Genomic DNA, 17,745 nt, shown 5'->3' with positions numbered 1-17,745 from the left:
CGGGCACCGCGGTGATCGCGCCCGAAAGGATCGGGCGATGCGATGGAGGACGGCGGCCGTGGCCCTCTGCCTGCTGCTGACCGCCTCGCCGGCGGTGGCCGGCGAGCGCCCCGAGCCGCGCCCCGGCCCGCCGGCCCGGGTGGAGCGGCTGTACGCGCAGGCGGCCCGTGCGGTGCAGGCGTACGAGGACGCGGAGCGGGCGGTCCGCCGCAAACGCGCCGACCTGCGGCTGCTGCACCGCGCCGCGGCGGTGGAGCGGCACCGGCTGGACGTGCTGCGGGACCGGATCGGGGCGATGGCGCGCAGCGAGTACCGCAACGGGGGGCTCGGGCCCTCGGCGCGTCTGCTGCTGACCGGGCGGCCCGACCGGCTGCTGGAGGGCGCGACGCTGGCCCGGCAGGGCGACCACGCGCAGGCGGCGCTGCTGGCCGAGCGGATGCTGGCCGAGCGCCGGCTGGCGGCGGACACCGAGGCCGTCGACCGGACGCTGAGGGTGCTGGCGCGCGAGGCCCGCCGCAAGGACGCGCTGCGCCGGAGCATCGAGGCGCGGCTGCAGCGCGCCCGGGCCCGGCTGTCCGCCCGGGACCTGGCGCTCATGGCGCACGAGGGACTCTCGGCGGACTGCCCGCGCGAGCTGCCCCCGGCCCCGCCCCGATCGTCCGGCGCCTCCCGCCACCACGGCGCCCCGCACTGGGTGCGCCCGGTCGCGCACTACACGCTCACCGCCGGCTACGACGCCTCCGGGGCGCACTGGGCGCACCGCCACACCGGCCAGGACTTCGCGGTGCCGCCGGGCACCCCGGTCCGCGCGGTGGGAGACGGAACGGTGGTGGTGGCCGCGTGCGGCGACGGCTTCGGCAACCAGATCGTCGTCCGGCACGACGACGGCTACTGCACGCACTACGCCCATCTGTCCGTCCTGGAGGTCGCCCCCGGTCAGCGGGTCCGTGCGGGCGAGCGGATCGGCCGGTCCGGCAACTCGGGCAACTCCACCGGCCCGCACCTGCACTTCGAGGTCCGCGTCACGCCCCAGATGGGCTCCTCGGTCGCCCCGCTGCCCTGGCTGGCCCGGCACGGTGTGCCGGTCGGCCGCTGACCGCCATCGCCACCCGTACGGAACCCACCCCCGGTCTCCACAGGATTCCCACAGGTTCGCTATCGTTCGGCCTCCGGCGCTGATCATTCCCGCGCCGTTTTCTGACCTGTGGGGGGTCCTGCATGCGCATTTCGCGCGCACACCGGCCTGCCGTCATCCGAAGCGCAGCCGTCCTTCTTCTCACCGCCGGCCTCGCGGCCGGACCGCTGACCGCGGTGCCGGCCTTCGCCGACGACGTGACGGTCGGCGGGCTGACCACCGGGGACGACGGCACCCTGGCCGTGGGCCTGGCCGACGGCGAGGCGCTGTGGGTCAAGGTGAGCGTCCGGGCGTCCGCCGCGGCGGACGCGCCCGTGCTGGCCTCGACCGAAGACCTGTCCTTCTCCTGGCAGCGCGGCTGGTACACCGACCGGCCCGTCGGTCTGCCCGAGGGCACCGCCTACGGCGACTACCCGGTGGACGTCGACTACCGCCTGCCCGGCGGCACCGTGCAGCACTGGAGCGGCGCCGAGCACGGTGCGGCCGGTCTCTTCGGCTACCGGCTGCACACCGGGGTGGCCGAGGCCCGCTTCGACCGCGAGTACACCGACTACGACCACCGCGAAGCGACGCTCGGCGGCACGGTCACCACCTTCGACCCGGCGACGGGCACGACCGGCCCGGCCCGGGCCGGCACCCAGGTGAGGATCGCCTGGGACTCCTACGGGGACGGCGACTGGACCGACGCGTCGCGGACGGTCGTCACCGACGGGTCCGGCGCCTTCGCGCTGACCGTCACCCCCGGCGGCACGTTCCAGAACGGCACCGCCACGGTCGTCGCCCCCGGTTCCGACACCGCCCCGGCCGCCGCCGAGGACCTGCCGGACCTGGAGGTCTCCAGGACGCGGTACCGCATCACCGCGCAGGCCGACAAGGAGCGGGTGTACGCGGGCAAGACCTTCAAGGTCGGCGGCACCGTGCAGCGATTGACGCCCAACGGCTGGGTGCCCTTCGAGGGCGCGCCGGTCGTGACCACCATGCGTGAGCCCGACATCTGGGACCACACGGTCACCGGCGTCATGGGCGAGGGCGTCAGCGGCGCCGACGGGGCGTTCTCGTACGACGCCAAGGCCGCCTACTCCACCAGCCACTTCACCTATGTGCGGCCCTCCGACTACCTGGCCGACGCCGATCCCTACCGGGACGACGTCACCGTGCCGAGGACGGGCCAGCTCACCAACGTCAGCGTCAGCCTGGACGCCTACCGGTGGCTCACCGTCAAGGGACGGCTCAAGCCGGACTGGACCTGCGCGGACCAGACGGTGTCGCTGCAGTACTCGAAGAACGGCCGGGACGGCTGGAAGAACCTCGCCTCCGCGAAGGCGGAGGGCGGGACCGCGGGGTACTGCCCCTTCACCATCGAGGCCCGCGGCCTTCCCACCGGGTACTACCGGGCGGCGCACGCAGAGAGCTACACCCTGCTCCCCGTCAGTTCGGCGGCCGTGAAGCGCAGTCGTGTCGAGACGCGCGTGACGTCGTTCGACATGACGCCCAACCGGCCCTACAGGAACGCCAAGCTGACCGCCAAGGGCAGGCTGCAGTACAAGTCGGGCAGCACCTGGAAGAACTACAAGGGCGGGAAGATCGTCGTCGTCTACCGGCCCAAGGGCGACAGCTCCTGGTACTGGACGGTGAAGGGCACGACCGATTCCTCGGGCCGGTTCAGCCTGAAGACCAAGGCGTACGGGGACGGTACCTGGGGTGTCTACCTCGCGGCCGACTCGAAGCACTTCTCCAGCGAGTCGAAGACGGAGTACGTCGATGTCCGTTAAGCGCGGTTCCCTCGTCCTGGCCGCCACCGCGGTGGTCTCCACCCTGCTGACCGCCGCGCCCGCCCTGGCCGACGACGCGGGACCGGTCGGCATCGGTGCCGCCCGCACCTCGGGCAACCGGGGGATGTTCACCGTCAACGCCTGGACGGACGCCTCGGGCGCCGACGTGACCTCGGTCTCCGCCCGGGTGCGGGACGGCGACGCGGTGGTCGCCGAAGTGCCGGCCCTGACCAGGAGCGGTTCGACCTGGGCGGTGCCCGCCGACGCCGCGCTGAAGCTGGCCGAGGACGGCGGGACGATGCCCCGCCTCGGCAGCTACGCCATCGACGTGACCGCCACCGACGACCAGGGCCACACCGCGACCCGCACCGGGGCGGGAACCCTGGACTTCACCCTGATGCCCGCCCTGGTCGACGCGGGCGGCGCGGAGGAGCTGGAGTTCACCCGCCTGCCCACCTACGACCGGCGGAGTCTGGGGGCCACCGACCGCCTGGTCGGCATCGAGCCCGGTACCGGTGAGCGCGTACCGCTCGAGGGCCGCACGGTCGAGGTCACCCGGTCCTACGACGGTGGCAAGCCGCAGCCGGACGCCGTGTTCACCGCGGTCACCGGCGTCGACGGCCGGTTCACCACCGATGACCTCGACATGCTGAACTGGGCGACTTTCACGGCCCGGTTCACCGAGGACGGCGGCCAGGTGCACGGCACGGCCACCGCGTCCGGCCGTCCGTCGGTGTCGCCCACGAAGGTGTCGGTGACGGCGACGGCGGACCGCACCCGCGTGCTCCCCGGCGAGAAGGTCACCGTCACCGGCACCGTGCGTGCCGGCGGGACTCCCGAGGGCGCCGGCCTCGGTGGCATCGAGCTGGCCGTCGGTCTGAGCCGCTACGGCAACGACGCGACGGCGCTCACCGTCACGACCGACGCGACCGGACACTTCACGGCGGTCCTCACGCCCCCGGCGGGCGTCGGCGTCGACGGCTGGTCCGTCGCGCCCCCGGGCCCCTACCTGTGGGCCACCCCCGCCGCAGGCACCCTCGTGGTGCCCGAGGAGTCCGTGCTGCGCAAGGTGAAGTCCTCGATCGCGGCCGACGGCCGGGTCACGGTGACGGGCTACCTGCAGCGCGCTTACAGCGACGACTCCACCGACGGCGAGGCCGTGCGTCTGGAGTACTCGGCCGACGGCCGGGCCGGCTGGAAGAGCCTGGCCACCTCGACGACCGGCTACTACGGCAACTTCACGCTGTCGGCGTGGGGCTATGTCGACGGCTACTACCGGATCCGCCACCTCACCAGCGACAGGCTCGCGGAGGGCACGGGCAAGCCGGTCCGGCTGACCCGCACCAACACCCGGATGTACTCCATCAAGGCGTCCGCGACGAAGAAGGTGAAGAAGGGCACCACCGTCACCTTCACCGGCACGCTGAAGGAGTACGTATCCGGCTCGTGGCGGCCGTACAAGGGCCGGCACGTCGAGCTGTTCTTCCAGAAGAAGGGCTCGACGAAGTGGACCTACGTCTCGTCGGGCACGACGAGTTCGACGGGCAAGGCCACGCTCAAGGGCAAGCCGTCCTCCGACGGCAAGTGGCTGATCCAGCACTTCGGTGACTCCAAGCACTTCGACAGCGACGGCACCGCCGTCTACGTCGACGTGCGCTGAGGCGGGGCACCACCCGCGCGAGGGCGGGGGCCGGCCGGGCGACCGGCCGGCCCCCGCCCTTGCCCGCCTCGCCGCGCAGTGTGCCCCGCGCGGAGCAGCTCAGTGGTGGAAGGCGGTGGGCGCCTCGCCGGGCGGGTGGAGCGGGTGGTCCTGGGCGCGCAGCTGGGGGAGGTAGCGCTCCAGGTCGGCGAGGAAGAGGTCGGCGAGGTCCTCGGAGAAGCCGTTGCGCACCACGATGCGCAGCACCGCCAGGTCCTCGCGGTCCGCCGGGTAGGTGTAGGCGGGCACCAGCCAGCCGCGCTCGCGCATCCGCCGGGAGACGTCGAAGACGTCGTACGCGGTGACGTGGTCGGCGGTGGTGAAGGCGAAGACCGGCAGCTGGTCGCCGCGGGTGATCAGCCGGAAGTCCCCGCACTCCTCGATCCGCGAGGAGAGGTAGGTGGCCACGTCCCGGGCGGTCTGCTGGACGACGCGGAAGCCGTCCCGGCCCAGCCGCAGGAAGGTGTAGTACTGGGCGACGACCTGGGCGCCGGGCCGGGAGAAGTTGAGGGCAAAGGTCGGCATGTCGCCGCCGAGGTAGTTGACCCGGAAGACCAGTTCCTCGGGGAGGGCGTCGGTGTCCCGCCACAGTGCCCAGCCGACGCCGGGGTAGACCAGCCCGTACTTGTGGCCGGAGGTGTTGATCGAGGCCACCCGGGGCAGCCGGAAGTCCCAGACCAGGTCCTCGTCGAGGAAGGGGGCGATCATGCCCCCGGAGGCCCCGTCGACGTGGACGGGGATGTCGAGCCCGGTGCGCTCCTGCAGGGCGTCGAGGGCGGCGCAGATCTCCGCCACGGGCTCGTAGGAGCCGTCGAAGGTGGAGCCGAGGACGGCGACGACCCCGATGGTGTTCTCGTCGCACATCGCGACGGCGGCGTCCGCGTCCAGGTGCAGCCGGTCGCCCTTCATCGGCATCAGGCGTGGCTCGACCTCCCAGAAGTTGCAGAACTTCTCCCAGCAGACCTGCACGTTGGCGCCCATGACCAGGTTCGGGCGGCCGGTGGCCGGGTGGCGGTCGCCGGCGCGCCTCGTCAGGCGGCGGGCGAGGGAGGCGCGGGCGCCGTCGCCGGTACGCCGCAGCCAGCGTCGCTTGAAGGCCATCCCGGCCAGCATGCAGGCCTCGGAGGAGCCGGTGGTGGAGCAGCCGACGGCGCCCTCCGGATCGGGTGCGTGCCACAGGTCGGCGAGCATCGACACGCAGCGGCGCTCCAGTTCTGCGGTGCGCGGGTACTCGTCCTTGTCGATCATGTTCTTGTCAAGGCACTCGCCCATCAGCACCCCGGCCTCGGGCTCCATCCACGTGGTGACGAAGGTGGCCAGGTTGAGCCGGGCGTTGCCGTCGAGCATCAGCTCGTCGTGGACGAGCTGGTACGCCGTGGCCGGCGCCAGCGGTCCGTCCGGCAGCCGGTGCTTCGGTGGCGCCGCGCGCATCCCGGCGACCGGGTCGGCCCCGGCGTAGAAGGGGTTCACGGCGAGCTTCGGCAGGCCCTCGGCACCTTTGTGCAGCGACATACCGTAACGATACGAGTGAAACCGGTCACCGGCAGGTCGGCGGAGCCCGGCCCAGGTCAGGGGCCGGGCCAGGGGACGGTCAGCCCGCCGAGGACAGCGACAGCTTCGCCGCGAAGCCCAGGAACAGCGCCGCGGCTCCCGAGGTCAGCCCCGCCGCGAGGCGCTTGCGGCGGCGGAACTGGGCGGCCAGGTAGGTGCCGCCGAAGATCAGCAGCGTCAGGTAGCAGAAGCTGAAGACCTGCGCGATGGTGCCCAGTGCCAGGAAGGACAGCGCGGGGTGGGCGTACCCGGGGTCCACGAACTGCACGAAGAAGGAGATGAAGAAGAGGATCGCCTTGGGGTTGAGCAGGCTGATCACCAGCGCCCGCCGGAACGGCCGCTCGGCGTCCGCCACTTCCTCCGCGGCGGCCGCCACCGCCACCGGCTCCGCGCCCCGGGACCGCCACATGTCCCGGGCGGCCCGCGCCATGCCGAAGGCGATCCACGCCAGGTAGCCGGCGCCCGCGTACTTCACGATGCCGAAGAGCACGGCGTTGGCCTGGAGCAGCCCGGCCACGCCCGCCGCCGAAGCGGTCATCAGGACGGTGTCGCCGAGGAAGACGCCCAGGGCCGCGCGGTACGCCGTCCGGACGCCGCGGCGCGCCGCGACGGAGAGCGTGTACAGCGAGTTCGGCCCGGGCAGCAGCACGATCAGTACGGTGCCCAGCACGTACGTCGGCAGGTCGGTGATTCCCAGCATGCGCACCAATATGGCACTTGCACCTCACGTGGCGTGAGGCCGGAGGGTGTGGTCATGAACACGAGCACGGGCTACCCGGTCGGGCAGGTGGCGGGTTTCGCCGGCGTGACCGTCCGGACGCTGCACCACTACGACGAGATCGGCCTGCTCTCGCCCAGCGCCCGCAGCCACGCGGGCCACCGGCGCTACAGCGACGCCGACCTCGACCGGCTGCAGCAGATCCTCTTCTACCGGGAGCTCGGCTTCCCCCTGGAGCAGGTCGCGGCCCTCCTCGACGACCCGGACGCGGACCCGCGGGAGCACCTGCGGCGCCAGCACGAACTGCTGACCGCGCGGATCGGGAAGCTGACGGAGATGGCCGAGGCCGTCCAACGAGCCATGGAGGCACGCACGATGGGCATCAACCTCACGCCCGAGGAGAAGTTCGAGGTCTTCGGGGAGTACGACCCCGACCGGCACGCCGAGGAGACCCGGGAGCGCTGGGGCGACACCGGCGCGTACGAGCAGTCGCAGCGCCGGGTCGCCTCCTACACCAAGGAGGACTGGCTGCGGATCAAGGCCGAGCAGGAGGACTGGGGCGCCCGGCTGGTCGCGCTCCGGGAGTCCGGCGCCCCGGCGGACGGCGAGGCCGCGATGGACCTGGCCGAGGAGCACCGGCGGTTCATCGTCGACCACTACTACGACTGCACGTACGAGATCCACACCGGCCTCGCCGCGATGTACCTGGCCGACCCGCGCTTCAACGCCTTCTACGAGTCGATCGCGCCGGGCACCGCCCAGTACGTCCACGACGCGATCATGGCCAACGCTAGGCGTGCCGGGGCGTGATCACCGCCGCGGTGCCGTAGGCGCACACCTCGGTGCCGACGTCGGCGGCCTCGCTGACGTCGAAGCGCATCATCAGCACCGCGTTGGCCCCGCGCGACTGGGCCTGCTCCACCAGCCGCTCCATCGCCTCGGTGCGGGTCTGGGCCAGGGTCTTGGTGAGTCCCTTCAGCTCGCCGCCGATCAGGGACTTCAGGCCCGCGCCGATCTGGCTGCCCAGGTGGCGGGAGCGCACCGTGAGGCCGAAGACCTCGCCGATCACCCGCTCCACCCGGTAGCCCGGCACGTCGTTCGTGGTGACCACCAGGACGGCGGACTTCGGCGGCTGTCCGCCGCCGTACTCGTCGATACCCATACGGGCATCGTCACCTCGTCCGCCGTCCCGCGCAGTCTCAGTACTCCAGGTGCGGTGCCCGCTCCGGGGCCGGGCAGATCCGGTTGCCCGCGTGGTCGAAGACGTAGAGGTGGGCGAGGTCGACCAGCAGCGGCACGTGCTGTCCGGCGCGCAGCCGCAGGTCGGGCCCGGTGCGCACGACCAGGTCACCGCCCCCGGTGGCGGGCCGCTCGGTCTCCGGCCGCCGCTCGGGACGGTCCAGCACGGCCGTCCGGCCCTGGCCGGAGACCCGTGCGGCGGCCTTCTGCACCAGCCGGCCGAGGCCGGCCGGGCCGCCCTGCCGGGACGCCGCCCGGGAACGCTGCCGCGCACCGCCCGGACGGGCGGACTCCAGTTCGGGCACCACGGCCGGGCGGGCGCCGGTGCCGAGGTGCACCAGCGACTCGTGGCCCTGGTACTCCACGTGCTCCACGACACCGCTGAGCACCACTTCCCCGGGCCGCGCGCTGCTGGGCCGGTCGATGCGCACGGCTTCCGAGCGCAGGCCGACGATGACCGGCCGGCCCTGCTGGATGCGGAGCATCTGGTGGTCCCGGCTCAGCGGCTGGGGGAGGACGAGCCGCTGCCTTCCGAGGTCGATCCACATCCCGCCGTCCAGCGGGGCCACCACGGTCGCCTCCACGAGGTTGATCCGCGGGGTGCCGATGAATGCGGCCACGAAGACGTTCTGCGGCAAGTGGTAGGCCTCCCGCGGCGCGCTCACCTGCTGCAGCACCCCGTTGCGCATGATCGCCACACGGTCGCCCAGCGACATCGCCTCGGCCTGGTCGTGCGTGACGTACACGGTGGTCACGCCCATGCCGCGGGTGAGCCGGGCGATCTCGGCGCGCAGGTGCGCGCGGAGCTTGGCGTCGAGGTTGGACAGCGGCTCGTCCATCAGGAAGACGGACGGATGCCGCGAGATGGCCCGGCCCATCGCCACCCGCTGCCGCTCGCCGCCGGACAGCTGCCCCGGGTAGCGGTCGAGGATGTCCTCGATGCCGAGCGTCCGCGCGGTCTCGGCGACCCGGGGCCCGGTGTCCTGCCCGGGCATCTCGAAGCGCAGCGGGAAGCCGATGTTCTGCCGGCTCGTCATGCTCGGGTACAGGGCGAAGTTCTGGAAGACCATCGCCATCCTCCGGTCGCCCGGCGCCAGGTCGTTGGCGTGCTCGCCGTCCAGCAGCAGCTCGCCGGAGGTGATGTCCTCCAGCCCCGCGATCATGCGCAGCACCGTGGACTTGCCGCAGCCGGAGGGGCCGAGCAGCACCAGGAACTCACCGGGGGCGATGTCCAGCGAGAAGCGGTCCACGGCGCGCACACCGCGGCCGTAGGTCTTGGAAACGTCGTGCAGGGAGATGGCGCGAGTCATGTGGGTTCCGCCGGATCATGATGATTCAGGAGTGACGGGCGACTTGCGGTGTTGCACGGTGAAACGCTTGGGAGGACCGTAGCCGAGCGTTCCCGGGCTGGGAACGGTTCGGTCGCGACCACGTTGATACTTTTGGCGCGTGACGACTATCGCCCTGGGCCCGCAATGGCTCGACCCCGATTACCTCATCTCGTCAGCGGGCCTGATCGGCCTGCTGGCGATCGTCTTCGCCGAGTCGGGTCTGCTCATCGGCTTCTTCCTGCCGGGTGACTCCCTGCTCTTCACCGGCGGCCTGCTCGTCGCGGGCGGCAAGCTCGACTATCCGATCTGGCTGGTCTGCGTGCTGGTCTGGATCGCGGCCGTCGCCGGCGACCAGGTGGGCTACCTCTTCGGCCGCAAGGTCGGACCCTCGCTCTTCCGGCGTCCGGACTCCAGGCTCTTCAAGCAGGAGAACGTCGAGAAGGCCCACGAGTTCTTCGAGCGGCACGGCGCCAAGTCGATCGTGCTCGCCCGTTTCGTGCCGATCGTGCGGACCTTCACGCCGGTCATCGCCGGCGTCAGCCGCATGAACTACCGCGTCTTCGTGACGTACAACGTCATCGGCGGCCTGCTGTGGGGCGTCGGTGTCACCCTGCTCGGCTACTGGCTGGGCCAGATCGCCTTCGTCCACCGGCACATCGAGCTGATCCTCGTCGGCATCGTGCTGCTCTCGGTCGTCCCGATCGCCATCGAGTTCCTGCGGGCCCGCTCGGCCTCCCGGAAGGCGGCGCCGCTGCCCGGGGCGAACGAGTACGAGGCCGCAGAGGCCGAGGGCGAGGCCGGTCAGCCGCCGCTCCAGCGCGGCAACGGCGGGCGCCACCGCGCGAACCGCCGTTAGCCGACGGAGGGAGTGGGCAGTCGTCCCGCTGTGCCGAGGGGGGAGGGTGCCCGCACCCTCCCCCCTCGGCACACCCGGCACCCGTAGCGATCACGCGCCGAAAGGAGGATCCCGTGGCGCATCCCAAGGAGCCCGAGCAGCAGCCCGGCGGCTCGGAGTTCACGCCGCCCCTGGGCGTGGAACTGCCCAGGCCCGAACCCCAGGGTTCGGCCTTCGCCCGCCCCGGGACGCGGACCTCCCCTCAGCTGTCCCACCCGGCCTTCACGCCCCCCGAGGGCATCCCGGTCGTCAGCCTCTCCAAGGAGACCCCCTGGCCCGACCGGATGCGCACGATGCTGCGCATGCCCGTCGGCGAGCGCCCCGCCCCCGAGCAGCCCGCCCGGCGGCCGGAGGCGGAGGCCGGCCCGCCGGTGCCGCGCGTGCTCGACCTGACGCTGCGCATCGGTGAGCTGCTGCTCGCCGGAGGCGAGGGCGCGGAGGACGTCGAGGCCGCCATGCTCGGTGTGGCCCACGCCTACGGCCTGGGCCGGGTCGAGCCCACCGTGACGTTCACGCTGCTGGGCATCTCCTACCAGCCGTCGCTGGTGGACGCCCCGGTCACCGCCAACCGCACGGTGCGCCGCCGGGCCACCGACTACACCCGTCTCGCCGCCGTCTTCCGGCTGATCAACGACATCACCGCGGCCGACCTCACCCTGGAGGACGCCTACCGGCGGCTCGCCGAGATCCGCCGCAACCGGCACCCGTACCCGGGCTGGCTGCTCACGGCGGCGGCCGGGCTCCTCGCGGGCGCGGCGAGCATGCTGGTCGGCGGCGGGGGGCCGCTGGTCTTCGCGATTGCCGCCCTCGGCGCCATGCTGGGCGACCGGCTGGCCTGGCTGTGCGCCGGGCGCGGGCTGCCGGAGTTCTACCAGTTCGTCGCCGCGGCGATGCCGGCCGCCGTGATGGGGGTGCTGGTCGCCCGGTTCGGCCAGCACCTGCCCGGTACGAGCACCCTGCAGGCGTCCGCGGTCATCACCGGTGGCCTCTTCGCCCTGATTCCGGGACGGGCCCTGGTCGCGGCCGTCCAGGACGGCCTGACCGGCTTCTACATCACCGCCTCCGCACGCCTGCTGGAGGTGATGTACCTCTTCACCGGCATCGTCGTCGGCGTGACGCTGATCCTCTACGCCGGGGTCAGCCTGGGCGCCGGACTCAACCCCGACCAGGCCTTCCGGGCCTACGAGAACCCGCCGGTGCAACTGGTCGCCGCGATGGTGCTGAGCCTCGCCTTCGCCGTCCTGCTGCAGTGCGAGCGCGGCGTGCTGGTGGTCGCCGCCCTCAACGGCGGAGTCGCCTGGACGGTCTACGCGGCGCTGCACCAGGAGCGGATCGGCATCGGCATGTCGCCGGTGGCGGCCACCGCCGTCGCCGCCGGTCTGGTGGGCCTCTTCGGCCAGGTGCTCGCCCGCTACCGCCATGCCTCCGCGCTGCCGTACGTCACGGCGGCGATCGGCCCGCTGCTGCCGGGTTCCGCGACGTACTTCGGGCTCCTCGGGCTGACCCGCGGTCACCTGGACCAGGGATTCACCTCGCTGACGAAGGCGGCGGCGCTGGCGCTCGCCGTGGCCATCGGGGTGAACCTGGGAGGCGAGATCGCCCGGCTGTTCATCAAGCTGCCCGGTGGCGCCGACCAGGCACGACGCCGTGCGGCGGCCAAGCGCACCCGCGGTTTCTGAGCCTTCCGGACCCCGCCGCCCCGCCGCCCGGAGATCGCGCGGGCAACCTGATGTTAACTGTCCGTATCGTGGTCGTAGTTGACTGTAATCGGTTTTAGGGGTTTCACTTCACCAACTGGAGTCCGTTCCGGGGCAAACCCCGACCTTTCGGAGGCATGGAGCCTTGGCTGACGAGCACCTGAGCCCGCTGGACCTCGCCTTCTGGAACCTGGACTCGCCGGGCCACCCCATGCACCTCGGCGCCGTGGCCGTCTTCGACCGCGACCCGGAGCGCCCGGTCGACGCCGACGGGCTAGTCGCGCTGCTCACCGCCCGTGCCGAGGCCGTACCGCGGATGCGGCAGCGCGTGAAGGACGTCTGGTACGGCGTGGGCGGCGCCGCCTGGGCGGCGGACGAGCACTTCGACGCGCGGCAGCACGTCCACGCCGTACGGCGGACGGACGCCCGCGCCGCGGTCGCCGAACTGATGTCCCGGCCCATGGACCGCCACCGGCCGCCGTGGCAGGTCTACGTCATCGAGGGCGCCCCCGACGCGCCCTTCCACGTCCTGGTCAAGCTGCACCACGCCCTGGCCGACGGGCTGCGCGCCGTGGAGTTCGGCGCCGCCCTGCTCGACCAGGGGGCCCGCATCCCGGCCGCGGCTCCCGCAGCGCCCTCTGCCCCCGTCGCCGCTCCCGCCCCCGCGGACGCGCCACCGCGGCCCGGCACCGAGAGCGCCGTGCCGGCCCAGGTCCGGGGCCCCGGCATCCACCTGCCGACGCTGCCGCTGCCCGATCCCCGGCAGGTCGTCGCCTCCCTGCCGGACCGGGTGCGCGAGGCCGGACGCGTCCTCGGCATCGGCTCGGCCGTGCTGCGCGCCTCCCTCGACCCCGGCGGTCCCGCCGCGCTGGGCGCGGCCTGGACGCCCGGTGGCGCCGAGCGCCGCTTCGCCACCGCCTCGCTCGACGTCGACGACCTGCACCAGGTTCGCAAGACCAGCGGCGGCACGGTCAACGACGTCGTCATGGCCGTCGTGGCCGGCGCGCTGCGGCGCTGGATGGAGGCCCGCGGCGACGACCCGGCGGGACCGGGGCCGCGCGCACTGATCCCCGTGGCGCGGCGCCGCCGCAGGGGCGTGCGCGGCGGCCGGGGCAACCGCATCTCCGGCTACCTGCTGCGGCTGCCGGTCGGCGAGCCCGACCCCCTCGCGCGGCTGCGGGACGTGCGCGCGGGCATGGACCGCAACAAGGACGCCGGGCCCGACACCGGCCCGGGGGCCGTCGCGCTGCTGGCCGACAGCGTGCCGCCGCTCGCGCACCGCTTCGCCGCCCCGCTGCTCGCCGCGTCGGCGCGGCTGCTGTTCGACGTGCTGGTCACCAATGTGCCGATGCTCGACGTGCCGCTCACCCTGGACGGCTGCCGGATGACGGAGCTCTACCCGATCGCCCCGCTCGCCCGCGGCCAGTCCCTCGCGGTCGCCTGCTCCACGTACCGCCGCCGGGTCCACATCGGGCTGCTCGCGGACGCGGAGTCGCTGCCGGACGCCGACACGCTCGCCGCAGCCCTGCACGGCGCGCTGGCCGAACTCCTCGACGCCTGCGGGTGAGGCCGCCGGACACGCGCGAGGGCGGCGCGCCCCGGCAGGGAGCGCGCCGCCCTCGTGGCGGCGGGAGCCGGCGGGTCAGTGACCGCCGTGCTCCTTCAGGCGCTTGTAGGACGCCTCGATCTCGGCCTCGGCCTCGGCGCGGCCCACCCAGTTGGCGCCCTCGACGGACTTGCCGGGCTCCAGGTCCTTGTAGACCTCGAAGAAGTGCTGGATCTCCAGGCGGTCGAACTCGGAGACGTGGTGAATGTCACGCAGGTGCTCGACCCGGGGGTCCGAGGCGGGCACGCACAGCAGCTTGTCGTCGCCGCCGGCCTCGTCCGTCATGCGGAACATGCCGATCGCGCGGCAGCGCACGATGACGCCGGGGAAGGTCGGCTCGTCGAGCAGCACCAGGGCGTCCAGCGGGTCGCCGTCCTCGCCGAGGGTGTTCTCCACGAAGCCGTAGTCGGCCGGGTAGACCGTCGAGGTGAACAGGTGCCGGTCCAGGCGGATACGACCGGTCTCGTGGTCCACCTCGTACTTGTTGCGGGAACCCTTCGGGATCTCGATCGTTACGTCGAACTCGAGCACAGCCTGTCCTCCATGATCAGCACATACTTCTGGTGATTAAGTGTCTCCCACGCTTGTGCGTGGTCGCGAAAGGGGCTGGTCCGGGGTGCCCGTTCCGAAGAACTGGCAGGTGGTGGCAGGGTCGGCTGCCGCAGGATTTGCCGTGGCGCTGACGGCCGTGGCCGCAGCGGGACCGTGGGAGTCAGGCCAGCGTACGGCCGAACGGGCGATCGCCGCCTCCCGGGACGGTCAGGGGAAGCAGGCGCGTTCGCCCAAGAAGGGGGGCGCAGGCGGCCACAAGGGGGCGGTCGCCCCGGTGCCGCCCGCCGCACCCGAGGTGCTCACCGCCGTGTCGGGTCCGCACGACGCGCCGCTGCCGACCAAGGCCGGACTGGCCGGAGGGCTCGGCCCGTTGCTGAACGACAGCGCGCTCGGCGCGCTTACGACGGGCGCGGTCGTCGACGCCGTGTCCGGCCGGACCGTGTGGGCGCAGGGCCCCGGCACGGCCGCCGTCCCCGCCTCCACCACGAAGGTCGCCACGGCCGTCGCGGCGCTGTCGCTGCTCGGGCCCGACCACCGGCTCACCACCTCCGTGGTCGCCGCGGGCAAGGACCGCGTCGTCCTGGTCGGCGGCGGCGACCCCGCCCTCACCGCCCGCGCGAAGCCCGGCGGCGGCTGGACCGCGGCCTCCCTGCGCACCCTCGCGTCCGACACCGCCCGCGCACTGCGCGCCAAGGGCGTCCGCTCCGTGAAGCTCACGTACGACACCTCGCTCTTCACCGGCCCCGCCGTCCACCCCATCGGGCACAACGACAACATCGCCCCCGTCACCGCCCTGATGGCCGACGAGGGCCGCAGCGACGGCAAGAGCTTCAAGGGCCCGGCCGTCCGCCGGTGGGACCCGGCGGCGGACGCGGCGACGGCCTTCGCGGACCTGCTGCGCAAGAGCGGCGTCAAGGTCGAGGGCGCGGTGAAGGCCGGCCGGGCGCCCTCGCGCGCGCACGCGGCCGACCGGCTCGCGGAGGTGCGCTCCGCGCCCCTGGCCGACCTGGTCGAGCGCATGCTCACCAACAGCGACAACGACATCGCCGAGGCACTCGCCCGGCACACCGCCCTCGCCGCGGACCGCCCGGGGTCCTTCTCCGGTGGCGCCAAGGCCATCGGCTCCGCGCTGCGCGAACTCGGGCTCCCGCTCAAGGGGGCCCGCTTCGCGGACGGCAGCGGACTCAACCGCGCCGACCACCTCACGGCGGAGCAACTGGCGCGGATGCTGGCGCTGGCGGCCGACCCCGACCACCCGGAGCTGCGCCCCGTCCTCACGGGGCTGCCCGTCGCCGGCTTCACCGGCTCCCTGCGGGAACGCTTCACCTCGGCGGGCGGGGGAGCGGGGCTCGTCCGCGCGAAGACGGGGACCCTCACCGGGGTCAACGCGCTCGCCGGGACGGTGGTGGACGCGGACGGCCGGCTGCTCACGTTCGCCTTCCTGACCAACGGCACGACCAACCCCGTGGCCGCGCAGTCCGCCCTCGACCGCCTCGCCGCGAAGCTCGCCGCGTGCGGCTGCCGCACGTAATCGCGGGCGCCGCCGGCCTCGGCGGCCGGGCTGTCCGGCTGTCCCGCCGTCTGGCGCCCTTCGGGCGCAAGGATGCGGGCTGCGGACGGGCGGGTGGCGGCTGAGGCTTTGCCGCAGTGTGCGGGCCGGCTCGTGGTGGGGGTTCAGGCGCCGGATCGGGGTGCCTTTCCGGTGGCGCGGGTCTCGTTGCCGTCCGCGGGTGCAGATGGCCGCTTCCACGCCCACTGCCGGTGGTGGGCGCCCGCCGTAACCGGCGTCTGCGGCTGATTCGGGGTGCTGCCGAAGGGCGGGCGGGAGATCGGGCCCGCTTTCGCCGGTATGTTCAGCGGAACAGAGCCCGTTCTTTGAGCCGGAGAAGATCGGGCCCGCTTTCGCCGACTATGTCGGTGGAACAGGGCCCGATGCAGGGGAAGTACCCGCAGGCGCGGGTTACGGCGGGCGCGCCACCCACGGAGGGTGGGCGTGGTCACCGGTCATCTGCACGCGCGGACGGCAACGAGACCGCAGCCGTACGAGCAACCGGCCCCGCTCCGGCGCCTGAACCCCGCCACGAACCCACCCGCACCGCGCCGACGAGAGCGGCTCCCGCCCTCCCGTCCGCAGCCCGCCGCTTCGCGCCCGAAGGGCGCGAGACGGACCCGCACCCGCCACACACCCTCCGCCACACCCCTCGCCGCGCCCCCGCCCTCCCCGACCCGCCCGCGCCCCGGCGGGGAACGCTCCCGGGGAGGGGGAGTAGCACGTACCGTGAAGGAATGACGAGCATCGGTGGTGCGGAGATGGTCGACTGGAACCTCGCGGTCGCGACCGCGACCCGCTTCGTGCGGCCCGGCCCGGAGGTGAGCCGGGACGAGGCGCGGGCGGTCGTGGCGGAACTGCGGCGGCACGCAAAGGAGTCGGAGGCGCACGTCCGGGCCTTCACCAGGATGTTCGGCGACCAGGAGGACCCGGCCGACACCGGCACCCCGGTCCTGATCGTCGACCGCCCGGGGTGGATCAGGGCGAACGTCGCCGGCTTCCGTGAAGTGCTGAAGCCGCTGCTGGACAAGATGCAGGCCCGCAAGCCGGGCGGCCCCGGCGGCGCCGTGCTGGGCACCGTCGGCGGGAAGGTGACCGGGGTCGAGGTCGGGATGCTGCTGAGCTTCCTGGCCTCGCGCGTACTGGGCCAGTACGAGACCTTCGCCCCCGCGAGCCGTGACATGCCGGCCGGTCCCGCCGCGCCCGGCCCGGGCGAGCCGCGCACCGGACGGCTGCTGCTGGTGGCCCCCAACATCGTCCACGTGGAGCGCGAACTCGACGTGGACCCGCACGACTTCAGGCTGTGGGTGTGCCTGCACGAGGAGACCCACCGCACCCAGTTCACGGCCGTGCCGTGGCTGCGGGACCACATCGAGCAGGAGATCCAGGCCTTCCTCGGCGAGACGGAGATCGACCCGTCGACGCTGCTCGAGCGGCTCCGCGAGGCGTTCCAGGCGTTCTCCTCCGGCAGCAGGCCCGACGCGGAGGAGGCCGCGGTCGACGCGGACGGCGACGAGGGCCGCAGCCTGATCGACCTGGTGCAGACCCCGAACCAGCGGGAGATCCTGGGCCGGCTGACCGCCGTCATGTCGCTGCTGGAGGGGCACGCCGACTACGTGATGGACGGCGTGGGGCCGGACGTCGTGCCCTCCGTGGCGGAGATCCGGGAGAAGTTCCAGCGCCGCAGGCAGAGCGGCGCCGGGCGGATGGACATGGCGCTGCGCAAGCTGCTGGGGCTGGACGCCAAGCTGCGGCAGTACCGTGACGGCGAGCGCTTCGTGCGGGCCGTGGTGGACGGGGCCGGGATGGACGGCTTCAACCGGATCTGGACCTCGCCCAACACCCTGCCCACCAAGCAGGAGATCGCCAAACCCGCGGACTGGGTGGCACGGGTGCACGGACGGAGCGAAACCTGAGCCGACCCGGGGCACAGCAGGGCCCCGGGGCCTCCCGGTTCACCCGTCCGAGGGACCGTGGGCGCAGGGTAAGCGTGCGATGCTC

Annotated in this window: 14 protein-coding genes; 9 read left to right on the top strand and 5 right to left on the bottom strand. The window is 73.1% G+C overall.

What is annotated here, in order from left to right; translation table 11 throughout:
• The first annotated feature begins 37 nt into the window (after positions 1 to 37).
• The 3 genes from ACFW3D_RS09595 to ACFW3D_RS09585 all read left to right on the top strand — a co-directional run bounded on the left by ACFW3D_RS09595 (position 38) and on the right by ACFW3D_RS09585 (position 4,567).
• Entirely contained in the window at positions 38 to 1,096 is a 1,059-nt protein-coding gene (locus tag ACFW3D_RS09595) for a M23 family metallopeptidase (protein WP_500503204.1), read from the top strand.
• A gap of 122 nt (positions 1,097 to 1,218) precedes the next feature.
• Positions 1,219 to 2,907, top strand: coding sequence for a hypothetical protein (locus tag ACFW3D_RS09590; RefSeq protein ID WP_500503202.1), 1,689 nt, complete (start codon positions 1,219 to 1,221; stop codon positions 2,905 to 2,907).
• Complete coding sequence (locus tag ACFW3D_RS09585; RefSeq protein WP_500503200.1) at positions 2,897 to 4,567, top strand: hypothetical protein; 1,671 nt, start codon at positions 2,897 to 2,899, stop codon at positions 4,565 to 4,567. Before ACFW3D_RS09590 ends, ACFW3D_RS09585 begins: the two co-directional genes overlap by 11 nt.
• Before the next feature lie 99 nt (positions 4,568 to 4,666).
• Here the strand turns inward: ACFW3D_RS09585 and gad are convergent, their stop codons facing one another.
• Positions 4,667 to 6,118 (bottom strand): glutamate decarboxylase, encoded by a 1,452-nt coding sequence (gene gad / locus ACFW3D_RS09580; RefSeq protein ID WP_500503198.1) that lies wholly within the window; start codon positions 6,116 to 6,118, stop codon positions 4,667 to 4,669.
• Between the two features lie 79 nt (positions 6,119 to 6,197).
• Positions 6,198 to 6,857: a leucine efflux protein LeuE gene (leuE, locus tag ACFW3D_RS09575; RefSeq protein WP_500503196.1), complete on the bottom strand. Its 660-nt coding sequence runs from the start codon at positions 6,855 to 6,857 to the stop codon at positions 6,198 to 6,200.
• Between the two features lie 54 nt (positions 6,858 to 6,911).
• Here leuE and ACFW3D_RS09570 point away from each other — a divergent pair, with 54 nt between their 5' ends.
• Positions 6,912 to 7,685 (top strand): MerR family transcriptional regulator, encoded by a 774-nt coding sequence (locus ACFW3D_RS09570; protein WP_500503194.1) that lies wholly within the window; start codon positions 6,912 to 6,914, stop codon positions 7,683 to 7,685.
• On the opposite strand, the gene ACFW3D_RS09565 is transcribed toward ACFW3D_RS09570, so the two are convergent.
• Both ACFW3D_RS09565 and ACFW3D_RS09560 read right to left on the bottom strand, forming a co-directional pair.
• Entirely contained in the window at positions 7,666 to 8,037 is a 372-nt protein-coding gene (locus tag ACFW3D_RS09565) for a YbjQ family protein (protein WP_500503192.1), read from the bottom strand. The two genes, ACFW3D_RS09570 and ACFW3D_RS09565, sit on opposite strands and share 20 nt — an antisense overlap.
• 37 nt (positions 8,038 to 8,074) lie before the next feature.
• Positions 8,075 to 9,424 carry an ABC transporter ATP-binding protein gene (locus ACFW3D_RS09560; protein WP_500503191.1) on the bottom strand — a complete coding sequence of 450 codons (1,350 nt, stop codon included), beginning with the start codon at positions 9,422 to 9,424 and terminating at the stop codon, positions 8,075 to 8,077.
• Positions 9,425 to 9,563: 139 nt separating this feature from the next.
• Here ACFW3D_RS09560 and ACFW3D_RS09555 point away from each other — a divergent pair, with 139 nt between their 5' ends.
• The 3 genes from ACFW3D_RS09555 (at position 9,564) to ACFW3D_RS09545 (ending at position 13,604) form a co-directional block, all read left to right on the top strand.
• Positions 9,564 to 10,301, top strand: coding sequence for a DedA family protein (locus ACFW3D_RS09555; protein WP_500503189.1), 738 nt, complete (start codon positions 9,564 to 9,566; stop codon positions 10,299 to 10,301).
• Positions 10,302 to 10,414: 113 nt separating this feature from the next.
• Positions 10,415 to 12,019 (top strand): threonine/serine exporter family protein, encoded by a 1,605-nt coding sequence (locus tag ACFW3D_RS09550; protein ID WP_500503187.1) that lies wholly within the window; start codon positions 10,415 to 10,417, stop codon positions 12,017 to 12,019.
• A 163-nt stretch (positions 12,020 to 12,182) separates the two neighbouring features.
• Positions 12,183 to 13,604, top strand: coding sequence for a wax ester/triacylglycerol synthase family O-acyltransferase (locus tag ACFW3D_RS09545; protein WP_500503185.1), 1,422 nt, complete (start codon positions 12,183 to 12,185; stop codon positions 13,602 to 13,604).
• Between the two features lie 75 nt (positions 13,605 to 13,679).
• Here ACFW3D_RS09545 and ACFW3D_RS09540 read toward each other — a convergent pair whose 3' ends face one another.
• Positions 13,680 to 14,174 (bottom strand): inorganic diphosphatase, encoded by a 495-nt coding sequence (locus tag ACFW3D_RS09540; protein WP_431959297.1) that lies wholly within the window; start codon positions 14,172 to 14,174, stop codon positions 13,680 to 13,682.
• Positions 14,175 to 14,316: 142 nt separating this feature from the next.
• Here ACFW3D_RS09540 and dacB point away from each other — a divergent pair, with 142 nt between their 5' ends.
• Complete coding sequence (gene dacB, locus ACFW3D_RS09535) at positions 14,317 to 15,726, top strand: D-alanyl-D-alanine carboxypeptidase/D-alanyl-D-alanine endopeptidase (protein WP_500503184.1); 1,410 nt, start codon at positions 14,317 to 14,319, stop codon at positions 15,724 to 15,726.
• A 755-nt stretch (positions 15,727 to 16,481) separates the two neighbouring features.
• Entirely contained in the window at positions 16,482 to 17,660 is a 1,179-nt protein-coding gene (locus ACFW3D_RS09530) for a zinc-dependent metalloprotease (protein WP_500503182.1), read from the top strand.
• The last annotated feature ends 85 nt before the right edge of the window (positions 17,661 to 17,745 follow it).

Origin of the sequence: Streptomyces sp. NPDC058864 (assembly GCF_042742985.1) — a bacterium.
GTDB lineage: Bacteria > Actinomycetota > Actinomycetes > Streptomycetales > Streptomycetaceae > Actinacidiphila.
Note: the sequence above shows the minus strand (reverse complement) of the source record. Positions and strands in the feature narration are given on the sequence as shown.